This window comes from Pseudomonas sp. R3-56 (genome assembly GCF_051132075.1).
GTDB lineage: Bacteria > Pseudomonadota > Gammaproteobacteria > Pseudomonadales > Pseudomonadaceae > Aquipseudomonas.
The window spans coordinates 2,844,174-2,857,965 of the sequence record NZ_CP071657.1; the positions used below are offsets into that span (position 1 = coordinate 2,844,174).

The 13,792-nt window shown below is 63.7% G+C and carries 14 protein-coding genes; 6 read left to right on the forward strand and 8 right to left on the reverse strand.

Annotated features, from left to right (window positions below; translation table 11 throughout):
- Window positions 1-44: 44 nt before the first annotated feature.
- From J3P96_RS12885 to J3P96_RS12910, 6 genes are all read right to left on the reverse strand, one after another.
- Window positions 45-710, reverse strand: coding sequence for a response regulator transcription factor (locus J3P96_RS12885; protein WP_305500841.1), 666 nt, complete (start codon window positions 708-710; stop codon window positions 45-47).
- Between the two features lie 53 nt (window positions 711-763).
- Window positions 764-1,297, reverse strand: coding sequence for a PQQ-dependent catabolism-associated CXXCW motif protein (locus J3P96_RS12890; protein ID WP_434600884.1), 534 nt, complete (start codon window positions 1,295-1,297; stop codon window positions 764-766).
- 234 nt (window positions 1,298-1,531) lie between these two features.
- Window positions 1,532-2,323: an ABC transporter permease gene (locus J3P96_RS12895; RefSeq protein ID WP_434657667.1), complete on the reverse strand. Its 792-nt coding sequence runs from the start codon at window positions 2,321-2,323 to the stop codon at window positions 1,532-1,534.
- Window positions 2,320-3,051 carry an ABC transporter ATP-binding protein gene (locus J3P96_RS12900; RefSeq protein WP_434657669.1) on the reverse strand — a complete coding sequence of 244 codons (732 nt, stop codon included), beginning with the start codon at window positions 3,049-3,051 and terminating at the stop codon, window positions 2,320-2,322. The genes J3P96_RS12895 and J3P96_RS12900 overlap by 4 nt, the downstream gene beginning before the upstream one ends.
- The gene (locus J3P96_RS12905) at window positions 3,048-4,022 is read right to left on the reverse strand and encodes a YVTN family beta-propeller repeat protein (protein ID WP_434657672.1); all 975 of its coding nucleotides are present in this window, start codon (window positions 4,020-4,022) and stop codon (window positions 3,048-3,050) included. The genes J3P96_RS12900 and J3P96_RS12905 overlap by 4 nt, the downstream gene beginning before the upstream one ends.
- 26 nt (window positions 4,023-4,048) lie before the next feature.
- Window positions 4,049-5,215, reverse strand: a complete 1,167-nt coding sequence (locus J3P96_RS12910; protein WP_434657675.1) for an ABC transporter substrate-binding protein — start codon at window positions 5,213-5,215, stop codon at window positions 4,049-4,051.
- Between the two features lie 398 nt (window positions 5,216-5,613).
- On the opposite strand from J3P96_RS12910, the gene J3P96_RS12915 reads away from it, so the two are divergent.
- A complete protein-coding gene (locus tag J3P96_RS12915) occupies window positions 5,614-6,870 on the forward strand; it encodes a histidine kinase (RefSeq protein ID WP_434657677.1) in 1,257 nt (418 codons plus the stop codon).
- Complete coding sequence (locus tag J3P96_RS12920; RefSeq protein WP_434657679.1) at window positions 6,867-7,505, forward strand: response regulator; 639 nt, start codon at window positions 6,867-6,869, stop codon at window positions 7,503-7,505. The genes J3P96_RS12915 and J3P96_RS12920 overlap by 4 nt, the downstream gene beginning before the upstream one ends.
- A gap of 147 nt (window positions 7,506-7,652) precedes the next feature.
- Here J3P96_RS12920 and J3P96_RS12925 read toward each other — a convergent pair whose 3' ends face one another.
- Both J3P96_RS12925 and exaA read right to left on the reverse strand, forming a co-directional pair.
- The gene (locus J3P96_RS12925; protein ID WP_434657681.1) at window positions 7,653-8,291 is read right to left on the reverse strand and encodes a pentapeptide repeat-containing protein; all 639 of its coding nucleotides are present in this window, start codon (window positions 8,289-8,291) and stop codon (window positions 7,653-7,655) included.
- A gap of 146 nt (window positions 8,292-8,437) precedes the next feature.
- Entirely contained in the window at window positions 8,438-10,294 is a 1,857-nt protein-coding gene (gene exaA, locus J3P96_RS12930) for a quinoprotein ethanol dehydrogenase (protein WP_434657683.1), read from the reverse strand.
- 251 nt (window positions 10,295-10,545) lie between these two features.
- Between exaA and pedF the strand changes: the two genes are divergently transcribed.
- The 4 genes from pedF to J3P96_RS12950 are packed head-to-tail and all read left to right on the forward strand — an operon-like array spanning window position 10,546 to window position 13,609.
- Complete coding sequence (pedF, locus tag J3P96_RS12935; protein WP_434574013.1) at window positions 10,546-11,007, forward strand: cytochrome c-550 PedF; 462 nt, start codon at window positions 10,546-10,548, stop codon at window positions 11,005-11,007.
- 5 nt (window positions 11,008-11,012) lie between these two features.
- Window positions 11,013-11,888: a substrate-binding periplasmic protein gene (locus J3P96_RS12940; RefSeq protein ID WP_434657686.1), complete on the forward strand. Its 876-nt coding sequence runs from the start codon at window positions 11,013-11,015 to the stop codon at window positions 11,886-11,888.
- Between the two features lie 10 nt (window positions 11,889-11,898).
- Complete coding sequence (locus J3P96_RS12945; RefSeq protein WP_434657689.1) at window positions 11,899-12,654, forward strand: quinoprotein dehydrogenase-associated SoxYZ-like carrier; 756 nt, start codon at window positions 11,899-11,901, stop codon at window positions 12,652-12,654.
- 16 nt (window positions 12,655-12,670) lie between these two features.
- Window positions 12,671-13,609, forward strand: coding sequence for a quinoprotein relay system zinc metallohydrolase 1 (locus tag J3P96_RS12950; protein ID WP_434657692.1), 939 nt, complete (start codon window positions 12,671-12,673; stop codon window positions 13,607-13,609).
- Window positions 13,610-13,792: the final 183 nt, after the last annotated feature.

The window sequence follows — 13,792 nt, forward strand, 5'->3', positions numbered from 1 at the left end:
GGAGCAAGCTCCCTCGCCACGGGCGATCTTCTCCAGAGCGCGGTTCAACGCCGCAGGTAAGCCCCGAAATCGATATCCCCCGCACTGAGAATCGCCTGCACCCGGTTATGCACGTTGAGCTTGCGCAGGATCGCCGAGACGTGGGCCTTGACCGTGGTTTCGGCGATGTCCAGCGTGTAGGCGATCTGCTTGTTCGACTCGCCTTTGGTCATGCGTTCGAGCACCAGCAATTGCTTGCGGGTCAAGGCCTGGAGCAGTTCCGGCGGGAACGCCGGGGTCTCGTTCAGGCGCCGGCCCGTCGGGCTCTTCTGGGTGCGGATGATGTCTGGCGGCAGGTACACGTTGCCATTGAGGATCTGCTCGATGGCGTCGGTCATCTGCGCGCGCGGCGACGACTTGGTGATAAAACCCACCGCGCCATAGGTGATGGCCTGCAGGACGATCTGCTTGTCCTGCTCGGCGGACACGATCACCACCGGGATGGTCGGTGCCTCGTTGCGCAAGTTGATCAGGCCATTGAGGCCGTGCATGCCGGGCATGTTCAGGTCGAGCAGGATCAGGTCGAGGTCATCGTGTTCGCGAGTCAGCGCCAGGGCGCTGTCCAGGTCAGCGGTTTCCATCACCTCGCTCCCGGCGAAACCGTCGCTGATGACGTTGTGGATGGCTTCGCGAAACAGTGGGTGATCGTCGGCTATCAGGATTTTATACATGGCCATTCACCTCGTTATTGTCGTGTTGGGGCAGTTGCACGGCTCTCGGCCATTCAGGGCAAGGGTTCGGGGCGGGCCGCTTGCAGGGGCAGGTTGGCCGCCTCCCAGGCATCCAGGCCGTCGCGGTACCAATACAGATGTTTATAGCCCAAGGCGGCGGCGCGTTTTACCGCGTTCCAGCTCAACCAGCAATCGGAGCGGCAGTAAAAGACCAGCGGTTGATCGGCCTGGCCGGCGGTGGCTTTGCGCAGGTAAAACGTGAAGTAGTCCTGCCAGGTCGCGTCCAGTTCGCCGTCGCCGGTGTTGGCCAGCCACAAGCTGCCGGGCAGGTTGGCATGGGGTTCGGTGTCGATGAACCGGCCCTGGACCCAGGGCCGGCGGTAGACGTCGATCAGCACTGGCGCGGGCGTTTGCTTTAGCAGGCGCTGCAAGGCTTCGGTGTCGACGGTTTGCGCGCTGTCTGCGGAGGCGGGCGTCGGGCTGCGGTATTGAGTGATGCGAAAGCCCTGCGGGGAAAACAGCGAGGTGTCGGCCTGCGCGACATTCAGCGACAGGCCCAGCAAGACGATCGCGAGCAAACGGGGCATAGGTTTTATCCTTCTTGTTATGCGCCCATTACATGTCACGGTCGAGGTCTTGTGAATGCGACCATAGACAGGAAAACCGGTACTAAAGTAGTAATTTCCAACGGATGTACCCACCCAGACCCTGTGGGAGCGAGCTTGCTCGCGATAGCGGTTTATCAGTCAATGTCGTTATTGAATGAACCGTCGCCATCGCGAGCAAGCTCGCTCCCACAAGGGGTCGTGCGTATCGGCTGCTCAACTCGCCTTGCGTAATGCCGCATGCTGCGGATTGAACGTCCACGCCGCCAGCAACGCAAACACCAGGCTCAGACCCACGCACACCGACATTGCCAGCAGGTTGAATTGCCCATACAGGGCGAAGCGCACCAGCTCCACGCCGTGGGTGAACGGGTTCACCGCGCACAGCCAGTACAACCACGGACTGGCCTCGAGCATTTTCCACAGCGGGTACAGCGCCGAAGACAGGAAAAACATCGGGAAGATGACGAAGTTCATCACCCCGGCGAAGTTCTCCAACTGGCGGATCGCATTGGACAGCAACAAGCCGAGGGCACTGAGCATCAAGGCCACCAGCAGCAACGCCGGAAGCGCCAGCAGCAGGCCCGTGGCCGGAGGCTGGACGCCATACAACCAGGCGATAGCGAGAAAGGCATAGACCTGCAACAGCGAGATCAGCGAAGTCGCGAGCAACTTGCTCGCCAACAGGAAGGCCCGGGGCAGGGGGCTGGTGAGCAGTACGCGCATGCTGCCCATTTCCCGGTCATAGACCATCGACAGTGAGCCCTGCATGCCGTTGAACAGCAGGATCATGCAGGCCAGCCCCGGCACGATGTACACCTCATAAGGAATGTAGGTGTCGTAGGGCGCGATGATCGCAATGCCCAGGGCGGCCCGGAAGCCGGCGGCGAACACCAGCAGCCATAACAACGGCCGTACCAGGGCACTGAGCAACCGCGTGCGTTGCAACACGAAGCGCAGCCATTCGCGCATCACCATGCCGCTGAAACATTGCCAATACGCATTCATGCGGCCACCCCCGGGGTGGTCAATCGATGGAAGGCCGAGCCGAGGCTGCCGCCATGTTCCAGGCTCACCGTCTCGGCGCGACCGCTGGCGACCAGCCGCCCTTCATGCACGATCAGCAAGTCATCGCGAGGCTGCACTTCGTCCAGCAGGTGCGTGGTCCAGAGCACACTGATGCTCTGTTCGCGGCACAGTTGGCGGATATGCTCTCCAAGGGCCTGACGGCTGGCCGGATCGAGGCCGACACTCGGCTCATCGAGCAATAACAGGCGCGGCTCATGGAGCAGCGCGCGGGCAATTTCCACCCGGCGCCGATGCCCGCCGTTGAGGTTGCGCACCCGCTCGTGACGCCGTTCGGTCAGGTGCTGGCGAGCCAGTTCGAGCTCAATCCGGACGTCGGCCTGGCGCCGGGCAAAGCCGTGCAGCGCGAGGTGATAACGCAGGTTCTGTTCGACGCTCAGGTCCAGGTCCAGGGTGCTTTGCTGGAACACCACCCCCAACTGGCGCAAGGCCTGGCGTGGCGCACCCTGCAACGAGTGACCGCCGACCCGGATCTCGCCGCGTTGCACGTCGTACAGGCGCGTCAGCAAGGCAATCAGCGTCGACTTGCCGGCACCGTTGGGCCCGAGCAGCGCGGCGAAGCGTCCGGCGGGCAGGCTGAAGCTGATCTGGCGCAGGGCTTCGCGCGCGCCGTAGGCAAAGCTCAGGTCGCTGACCTCCAAGGCGTTCATGGCGTGACCACCACGCCCCACGGATAACGTCCGACTTTCACCGACTTGAGCACCTTGCGGCTCTGCACGTCGATCACCGAGACATCGCCGCTGACGCCATTGGTCGCCAGCAGTTGCTTCTGGTCCGGGGTGAATGCCAACTGCCAGACCCGTCGACCCACCAGCAGGTAATCCAGCACTTCGAAGGTTTGCGCGTCGATCACCGCGACATGGTTGGCCGGGCCCAGGGCGACGAATGCCAGCTTGCCGTCGGCGCTGAGCTTGATGCCCACCGGTTGGACCTTATCCGGGTGCACGCCCTTGATCTGGAAGGTCAGGGTCTTGAGTACCTGGCGGGTGGCGACGTCGAGAATGCTCAAGGTGCCGCCGATCTCGGCCGAGGTCCAGAGCTGCGTACCGTCGCGGTTGAATTCGACGAAGCGCGGCCGCTGGTCCACGAGGGTGTTGTCGGCCAATGTCTGGGTGCTGGTGTCGATCCAGTGCAGCATGTTGGTGGTCTCGCTGGTATTGACCGCCCACTTGCCATCGGGACTGACGGCCATGCCTTCGGGCTCGACGCCCACAGCGATCTGGCCGAGTACTTCGGAGGTTTCGGTGTCGATCACCGTGACCAGGGCATCGTCTTCGTTGGAGACATAGAGCCAGCGATCGTTGGGGTGCAGAGCGAACTGTTCCGGGTCCTTGCCGGAGGGCAACTCCTTGATGATCTTGCGGGTGGCAACGTCCATCACCTGGACGCGATCCGAATCGCTGGCGCAGATGTACAGCAGGCGATTGTCATGGGACAGCAGCAAGCCCCGAGGGCGCTGGCCCACCGGCAGGGTGTCGACGACTTCCAGGCTCTGCATATCGATCAGGCTCAGACTGTTGTCTTTCTCGTTGGAGACCCAGGCGATGGCGGCGACGGCAGGGCCCGCCGCGATCAACGCAGCGCCGAAGGCTAGGATCTGGCAAAGCAGGGAGCGGCGCATGGCGTTTTCCTTGTTGTTGTTATTGATCAGGGGTAGCGGCAGCTGACTTCGGGCCGGTCGTAGCCCAGGCTGTCCATTTCATTGCTGGGGTGCAGGAACCCGTCCTGGGGCGAGGTACTGACCAGGGCGCGTGGCTGGACCAGCGCAATCGGTTGACGCAATTGGCCGTTCCAGGGGCGATAGCTGAGCTTGCGGCCCTTGAAACCGTCGAGCGGCAGTTGGTCGCCGAGGGCCAGTTGGCGGATGGCGAACGGGTCATCCCGACGCAGTTTGCCGACGGCGGCGGCGATGCTGCGCACGGCGATCCAGGCGGCGAAGTCGCGGTCGTTCATCCAGCGCCCGGCCAAGGCTTCGAAGCGCTTTTGCAACTGCGCCGCACCGTAGGTCTCGACGGTCTTGTGCCAGCCGGTCGGGGTCAGTCCCTGGGTGCCGGCTACGGGGCGCGGGTACCACGTCTGGTAGGGCACGTACTCGCCAAAATCGCCGCGCTCGTCGGCCACCAGCACCACGTCGTATTCGGCGGTCTGGGTGAACAGCGGCATGTCGGCCTGGGCACTGCGGCGCTGGTCGTTGTCGAACTGCCAGGGTTTCTCGGCGACGATCTTCATGCCGAAACGCTTCATCGCCCGGCGCAGTGCGGCGGCGTAGGCCTGGTCTGCGGGTGTCTGGCCGACGATCAGCAAGGCGCGCTGCCATTTGCGGACGACGCTGAACTGGATCAGCGCATCGGCGAGTGTCGCCCGATCAGGCAGGGTGTGCAGCACGTTGCCCAGGCAGTCGCTGGTGCGCAGGCTGTCGTCGGGGCTGCCGGCGTTGAACAGCAGGCTGTCGGGCAGGGCGGCGCTGAGCTGGCGCAGGCTGGTAGCGGGTGCATTCACCACGAACAGCCGCAGGCCCCGATCGTGCTGGGCGCGGGCGGCCTGGAGCAGCGCTTCGGGGCTGTCTACGGTGGCGCTTTCGAGGCGGTAGTCGTGCTTGAGAAAACGTCCGGTGCTGTTGCTGTCGACAATCGCCAGCTCGGCGCCGCGCAGCCCGGCATCGGTGGGTTCGGCAATCACATTGGACAGCAGCGGGCCGGGATCGGGACGATAACCCAGGTAGCCGATGCGCACTTGCAACGCCACGGCATCGCCGGCCTGAGCGGTGGTCGTAGCCAGCAGATAAACCAGGGCAAAACGTGCGAGCCGGCGCATGACATCCTCCATTGCAGGTAGCGCCAGCATAGGAAGGCCAGGGTTGCGGGGAAATATGCAGAAAGTACCGCCGGGGCAGTACCAAGGTAGTAGCTCGGCGCGGGCGTCGGGGTTTTAGGATGGCGATATCGTGATTCATCAGGGAGCGGACGGATCGTGCGGATACTCAAGACGCTGCTGTTGCCGTTGTTGCTGATCCTGAGCCTGATCGGGGTTGACAGGCATAAGACCATCCCTGTGGGAGCGAGCTTGCTCGCGATAGCGGTGGTTCAGCCGACCTTGATGTTGGATGCGCCGCCGCTATCGCGAGCAAGCTCGCTCCCACAGGGTGTCGGTGTCCCACAGAGGTCCGGTGTCCCACAGGGGCCCGGTGTAGACCAGGGATCGGGGCGCTAGCCATGTCCGCCCTCTGGCGAATCAACCTCTGGGTCACGGTGTTCTTTGCCCTGGTCGCCGTGGCCTGCGCGACGCTGCTGCTGCACCAGGCCACCGCCGATGTGCAGCGCGAACTGCAATCGGCCGAGTCGGTGGTGCATTACCTGCGCGAAACCGCCGAGCGCGACCCGACCAGCCTTCAATCGCGGCTCACCGGCAGCCTGCGTCACGTGCGGGTGCATTGGCTGGCGCCTGGGGAGAATGCCCCGGCGAACGATCCCGGATTGCAGGCCTGGCTGGGTCGCCAACTGTTGGCCGAAGGCCCGGCTGCGCAGATGGTGGTCCTGCAGGATGGACGTCGGGCCTGGATCGCTGTCGACCCATGGGATGAAATCGACGAGATCCTCGATTCCCTGGCGCAACTGTTCGGCGTCTGCCTGATGGCACTCCTCGTCAGTTTGCTGGTGATTCGCTGGGCGGTGCGCCGGGGCGTGTGTTTGCTGGATGAATTGCTCCACGCAATGCGCCAGGTATCCGCCGGGGACTTGCAGGTCAGCCTGCGCACCGAAGGCGTTTCGGAAGCCCAGCAGTTGGCGGAGCATTTCAATCGGATGACCGCCGCCCTGGCCCAGACCCGCGCGGACAACACCCGGCTGACCCAGGCACTGCTGGCCGTGCAGGAACAGGAGCGCACGCGCCTGGCGCAGACACTGCATGATGACCTTGGCCAATACGTGGCCGGTATTCGCGCACGGGCCTGTCTGCTGCGCCTGCTCATCCATCAGCCGCCAGCCTTGGAGCAGACGGCAAACGAACTGGAAGAACACTGCGATCACCTGCAACAAGGCTTTCGCGCGTTGGTCCACGACTTGTATCCCGTGGTGCTGCAGCACCTGCCGTTGTGCGAGGCAATCGGGCTGCTCGCGAGGCAGTGGCAGGACAGACACGGGATCGCCTGTCAGTTGCGAGTCGATGGAGCGTCGCCGTCGATAACCGGGCCTGACAAGGCCCACCTTTATCGCCTGTTGCAGGAAGCACTGACCAACATCGCCCGGCACGCCAACGCCAGTCAGGTACGGATTCGCTTGCAGCACCGCAGCGGCCGCCTGCGCCTGCTGGTGCGCGATAACGGACGTGGCGCGCAGCAACCGGCCCGGGCGGGTGTCGGCCTGCATTCGATGGCCGAACGGGCCCGCAGCCTTGGTGGTGAGCTGCGCATCATCAGCCAGCCCGGCGCCGGGTGGGCGCTGGCCTTGAACATTCCCCTGGAGGCTTCATGAACATCTTGTTGGTGGACGATCACGCTGTGGTTCGGCAAGGTTACGCCAGCCTGTTGCGAGCGTTGATGCCGGAACTGCTGGTGCGCGAAGCGGCCTCGGGCGAAGAAGCGTTGAGCCAGGTGCAGGAACAGGTGCCGAACCTGGTGATCATGGACTTCAGCCTGCCGGGCATCAGCGGCCTGGAAACCACCCGCCGCCTGCGTCAACGCTTGCCGCAACTGCGCGTGCTGTTTTTCAGCATGCACGACGAACTGCCATTCGTGCGCCAGGCGCTGGACGCCGGCGCAGCGGGTTACCTGACCAAAAACTCGGCACCGCAGATATTGCTGGAGGCGGTGCGCCGGGTGCTGGCCGGCCATGCCTATATCGAGCAGACCCTGGCGACCCAACTGGCCTGCGCCAGCACCCGGCCCGATGCGGACCCGCGCCTGCAATCGATGACCCAGCGCGAACTGGAGATCTTCGTCATGCTCGCCAGGGGCACCCCGGCGCGGACCATCGCCGAACAGCTGTGCATCAGCGCCAAGACCGTGTCCAACCATCTGACGCTGCTCAAGAGCAAGCTGCAGGTCAGCTCCCATGCCGAACTGGTCCACCTGGGAATCGATATGGGCGTGGTGCGCGTGGCTGGGTGAAATGCTGGTCCCCGTGGCGAGGGAGCTTGCTCCCGCTGGGCTGCGAAGCGGCCCTAACAAGATCCATTCAACGGGCCTGACATTCCGAGGTGTCTGGTTTTGGGGGCGCTTCGCACCCCAGCGGGAGCAAGCTCCCTCGCCACGGTCTCAGTGATCCCAACTTGTGGGGCAATCGATGCAGTCCTGCATATTCGCATCCTGGAAATTCCCGTAATGCTGGCGCGAGCCATTCAGGTTGGCCTGTTCCAGGTTGCTTTCAGCGAGCTTGACCTCTTGCAGGTTGGCATCGCGCAGGTCGGCGCCCTTGAGGTCGGCCTTGCTCAGCCAGGCCATCTCCAGGTCGGCGGCTTGCAGGTTGGCCTCGTGCAGGCGAGCCCCGGACAAACGGGCGAACTGTAGGTAGGCACCGCTCAGGTCGGCCCGCTGGAACTGTGCGCCCTGGGCGAACAGCCCCCATCCCTGGATTGCCTTGAGCGTGGCGCCGCTGAAATCCGCCAGGCGCAGGTTGCTCTGTTGCAGGCTGGCACGGTTCAGGTTGGCGCCCTGGAGCTGCGCCTTTTCAAGGTTGGCCAGGTCCAGCCGCGCATGACGCAGGTCGGCCTCGCGCAAGTCGGCACCGGCGAGATTCATCTTGCGCAGGTCCTGGCTCGCCAGGTTGGCGCCCCGCAGGTTAGCGCCAGGGCATTGACTGGATTCGGCGATGAGGCAGCCGTTGATGGTCAGAGGGGTGTCGTCGGCGTTGGCACCGGCGGCGAGGAGCAGAAGCAGCAAGGGCAGTGGTTTCATGGCCTACACTCGGGCAAGTGTGGGAGCGAGCTTGCTCGCGATAGCGCAGTGTCAGTCAACATAAATATCGACTGAACGACCGCCATCGCGAGCAAGCTCGCTCCCACAGGGGTTGTGGTGGGGGCAGGGCTCAGGTTGGGTCAGGGTTATTTCTGCGCCGTCGCTTTATCCCAACTCGGAATCTTGAACACCCAGAACGACCCGCCCTGGGCCACCGGTTTGGTCAGTTCGGCCATGTCGCCGCCCCACAACGGCACGGCGCCGCCATAACCGACGGTCACGCCGATGTACTGCTCGCCGTCCTGTTCCCAGGTGATGGGCGGGGAGACGATGCCGCTGCCGGTCTGGAACTTCCACAGCTCCTTGCCGGTTTTCGCGTCGAAGGCCTTGAAGAAACCGTCACCAGTGCCGGTGAACACCAGGTTGCCCTTGGTTGCCAGCACACCGGCCCACAACGGCAGCGGCTCCTTGTGCTCCCACACCACCTTGCCGGTGGTGGGGTTCATCGCCCGCAGGCTGCCGACGTGATCGTCGTACATGCGCTTGATGCGAAAACCCATGCCCAGGTAGGCCGAGCCTTTTTTGTAGCTGACCTCCTCGGTCCAGTACTCCTCCTTCCACTGGTTGCCTGGCACATAGAACAGCCCGGTGTCCTGGCTGTACGCCATGGGGTTCCAGTTTTTCCCACCCAGGAACGGCGGCGAAACCTCCACCGGTTTACCCTTGGTTTCGCCTGGCAACGGCTTGGCCGGACGTTGGCCGGGGTTTTCCACGGGCCGACCGGTCTTCAGGTCGATGTGGCTGGCCCAGGTGATGTTGTCGACGAAGGGGAAAGCGTTCTGCAGCTTGCCGTTGTTGCGATCCACCACGTAGAAAAACCCGTTGCGGTCGGCGTGGGCGGTGGCCTTCACCTGTTTGCCGTCCTTGTCCTTGTAGTCGAACAGCACCAGCTCGTTGTTGCCGGAGAAGTCCCAGGCATCGTTGGGCGTGTGCTGGTAGAACCACTTCACTTCGCCAGTGCTTGGATCGACTCCCACCTGGCCCGAAGTGTAGAGACTGTCGTAGTCATGCGGGTTGCCGTCCTTGGCGGTGCGCGCCCAGGTGTTCCACGGGCCGGGGTTGCCCGCGCCAACGATGATGGTGTTGGTCTCGGGGTCGAAACTGGCGCTCTGCCAAGGCGCGCCGCCACCGTGGCTCCAGGCCTCGACCTTGCCGGTCTCGGTGGTTTTGTCGTCAGGCCAGGAGGGCGCCTTGACGTCGCCGGTCGGCGTGCTGTCCTTGCCGTTGAGGCGGCCCATGTGGCCTTCGACAAACGGCCGCATCCAGACTTCTTCACCAGTGTCCGGGTCGCGGGCGAACAGTTGCCCGACGACACCGAACTCGTCGCCGGAGCTGCCGTGGATCAGCAGGACCTTGCCGCTGGCCTTGTCTTTGATCAGCACCGGGGCGCCGGTCATGGTGTAGCCGCCGGCGTGGTCGCCGAATTTCTTGTTCCAGACCACCTTGCCGGTGTTCTTGTCCAGGGCAACCACCCGTGCGTCCAGAGTCCCGAAGTAGATCTTGTCGCCATAAATGGCCGCACCACGGTTCACCACATCGCAGCAGGGCCGGATGTTGTCCGGCAGGCGGTGGTTGTAGGTCCACAGGCGTTTGCCGGTCCGGGCGTCGAGGGCGAACACCCGGGAGTAGGAGCCGGTGACATACACCACGCCGTCGCTGACGATCGCCTGGGATTCCTGGCCGCGTTGTTTTTCGTCACCGAACGAGTAGGACCAGGCCGGGGTGAGCTTGAACACGTTCTTGTCGTTGACCTGGGCTAGCGGACTCCAGCGCTGGGCGTTGGTGCCCATGCCGTATTGCAGCACGTCCTTCGTCGTCAGGTGATCGTTGGCAATGTCTTCCCAGGTCACGGCGGCGTGCGCCTGCGGCCCCAGGGACAGGCCGCCGGCGAGCAGCAAGGCAACGCTCAGGGAGGAGAGGGCAGGTAGCGTTTTTATTGTCATGGTGGGATTTCCCAGTGAGGTTTTGGCCTGACTAGGGTCGGTCTCGCAAGCTTTGTCCGATACGGAAAAAGTCCCGCCCTTGCCGGGAAGACTTCCCAAAGCGCCTGTCTTTGCGACTTGCGTCGTATGGCCCGCTACCAAGGAACTAGACCCCGGCCACCAAAGCAGCATTCGGCCGGCGGCGGGCGCTTCCTAAGATGACGGCACGGCCTCTGTGAAGAGGTCTTGCGTGCAATTTCGAGGGCATAACAATGACAACAAAACGCAACGCCATCATCGCTAGCGCATTGCTGATAGGGCTGACTGGCGCAGGCTCGGCATGGGCCCATGGCAACGTAGTGCCCCAGGCAGTGGAAACCCAAGGGCTGACGCCGATCAAGGACACCAACCTGCCGTTGGATGCCGACGGCTGGGCGGCACAGAACCCGTATCGCAATTCTCCCGAACGCGAAAAAGCCGTGGAGATCGGCGCCTCGGCCTACAACCAGAACTGCGCGGCCTGCCATGGCCTTGAGGCCAAGTCCGGCGGTATCGCCCCGGATTTGCGCATGCTTGACGCCGCCGAGGCTGGCGATGAATGGTTTGTCGAACGCGTGCGCCATGGCGCGGTGCGCGATGGCCGGGTGTATATGCCAAAAATGGCCGATTACCTGAGCCAGGAAGCGCTGTGGGCGGTGCGTACCTACCTGGACAGCGTGCACGTCGAGGAGTGATTGTCATGCGCCTGTTCGCGTGGGTGATGTGCAGCCTGCTGTTATGTGGCCAGGCGGTGCAGGCGCAGGTGCGCAGCTATGACCAGATGATTGCCGCCGGTGAATTGAAGGTCGCGGTCTACAAGGATTTTGCCCCCTACAGCTTTGAAGACCAGGGCCAGCCGCGGGGCGTTGACGTGGAGCTGGCGCAGGCCCTGGCCAAGGCCCTGGGGGTACGGCTGAAATTGCTCTGGGCACCGCCCGGCGAAAAGCTCGACGACGACTTGCGCGACTACATCTGGCGCAGCAGTCCGCTGCACGATCGACAACTGGCCGATCTGATGATGCGAGTGCCTTATGACCATGACTATGTGCAAAGGCGCAACGACGTTGGCGAGCTGGAGAACGCCCAGGTCGTGATGTTCGGTCCGTATCAGCAGGAATGCTGGCAAGTGGCGTACGACCGGCGTCGACTGGACTCGGTGGGCAGCGTTGCGGTGTTCCAGCAACACCCCATTGGCGTTGAAGTCGACAGCGTGCCGTCGTTCTACCTGACGTCCGTGTTCAACGGCATGCTCAGTGCCAAGACCCGCCATTACCCCAGCGTTGCCAAGGCCTTCGGCGCCATGCAGGCCGGGGCGGTCGATGCGGTCATGGCGATGCGCGGGGAAATCGACTGGCAAGTGCACCGGACGGCTGATCCGCAATTGGCCCTGGCGGAGAACGCTTATCCGAACATGGGCAAGCAGCGCTGGGAAATCGGCATGGCCGTGCACGAAAGCAACCGGCAACTGGCCTATGCGGTGGAGGAAGCCTTGGAAGCGTTGATCCGCGACGGCAGCCTCAAGGCCGTGTATGCCCGCTATGGCCTGCGCTACGAAGTGCCGGACATGTATCAATAGGAGCGCAGCGATGAACTGGCGAGCGTGGGGCCTGCTGTGGTGTTGCCTGCCGTTGATGGCGAGCGCTATCGAGCCGGGAAAGGACCCGGTGCCTTCCGTGATGTGGGCTTTCTATCACAAGCAACTGCTGGCGGACGCGCCGTTCGTGTTCGACGAGCGAGTCCGGCTGCTGGCGCCACCGTTTGCCGAAGACGCGCGCCAGGTGCCGCTGGAAATCGATGCCCGCGCCTTTACCGGTGACGTCGTGCGTATATTGGCCTGGGCCGAATTGAACCCGCTGCCGAAGATTGTCGACTTCCAGCCCTCGGAACGGGTGCTGCCCTGGCTGTCGATCCGTATTCGCATCGAGCAAGCCACTCCATTGCGTGCGGCGGTGCAGACCCGCGACGGGCTGTGGCACGTCGGTTCGACGCTGATCGACGCGGCGGGTGGCGGCTGCACCGCGCCCAGCGTCGTGCGCACCCAACCGGGTTGGGAGGAGCACTTGGGCGAAGTGCTGGGCGGTCGCTACCCGCGGGGCGATTCGAGTCGCCTGCGTCTGCAGGTTGCCCACCCCATGGACAACGGCCTGGTCAGCGGCATCCCGGAGTTTTTCATCAACCAGGCTCGGCTGCTGGATGCCGACGGCAAGCTGTTGGCGCGCCTGGAGCTGTTTCCGGCGGTCAGCGAAAACCCCTCCCTGGGCTTCGACATCCAGGGCCCGGGACAGACCCGCCTGTTGCTGCGCGACAACAGCGGCAACGAGTTCGAAGCTGCCATTCCCTGACCACAAGGAGCACGCCATGCGCTGGTTGTTGCTGATCTGTCTTGGGCTGTGCCTGCCGGCCTGGTCCGACACCGAGTATTCGCTCAAGCCACGGCAGATCGCCGAGGGCACGTGGCTGCTGGAAGGCAGCACGGATAATTTTGCCAAGGCCAACGGCGGCAATATCGTCAATACCGCGTTCATCGTCACCGAGGCCGGCGTGGTGGTCATCGACACCGGACCGTCGAAGCGCTACGGCGAGGCGCTGCGCCAGGCCATCGCCGCAACGACTGACAAGCCGGTGGCTCAGGTGCTGCTGACTCATCATCACCCTGACCATGTATTGGGCAACCAGGCCTTCAGCGATGTGCCCATCGGGGCGCTGCCCGGCACCACCGATCTGCTGCGACAGCAGGGCGACGCGATGGCGGAAAACATGTACCGGCTGGTGGGCGACTGGATGCGCGGCACCGAGGTGGTGCTGCCGACGCAGGCGTTGAGCCCCGGCACGCTGCAGGTGGGTGAGCATTCGTTGCGCTTGCTGGCGCTGGCCGGGCATACCAGGGCGGACCTGGCGATCCTTGATGAAACCACGGGCGTGCTGTTTGCCGGCGACCTGGTGTTTTATGAGCGAGCGCTGACCACCCCGAACAGCCCCGGCCTGGAGGTATGGCTCAAGGATCTGGATATGTTGGAGGGGCTGCCGTGGAAGCAGATCGTGCCCGGACATGGTCCGCTGGCGGCGGATGCCCGGCCATTCGCGCAGATGCGCGACTACCTCGGCTGGCTCGACCAACTGATGCGCGACGGCGCGGCCCGGGGCGACGACATGGCCGAGATGATCCGCAGCCCTATCCCCGAGCGCTTCGCCGCGATCAGCCTGAGCCGGTATGAATTGATTCGCAGCGTCAGCCATCTTTACCCGCGTTACGAGCGGGCGGGGATGAGGCGGGTGGACACCCAAAACCCTGACTGATCACTCATCCCCGTGGCGAGGGAGCTTGCTCCCGCTGGGCTGCGCAGCAGCCCTTCTGTTGTCACCCTGGTTATCAATGTTGACCGGCTATCTTAGGGCCGCTGCGCGCCCCAGCGGGAGCAAGCTCCCTCGCCACGGGGGTATTTGTTTACTCCACATGTACCAAGGAACTAGAAAACTCAA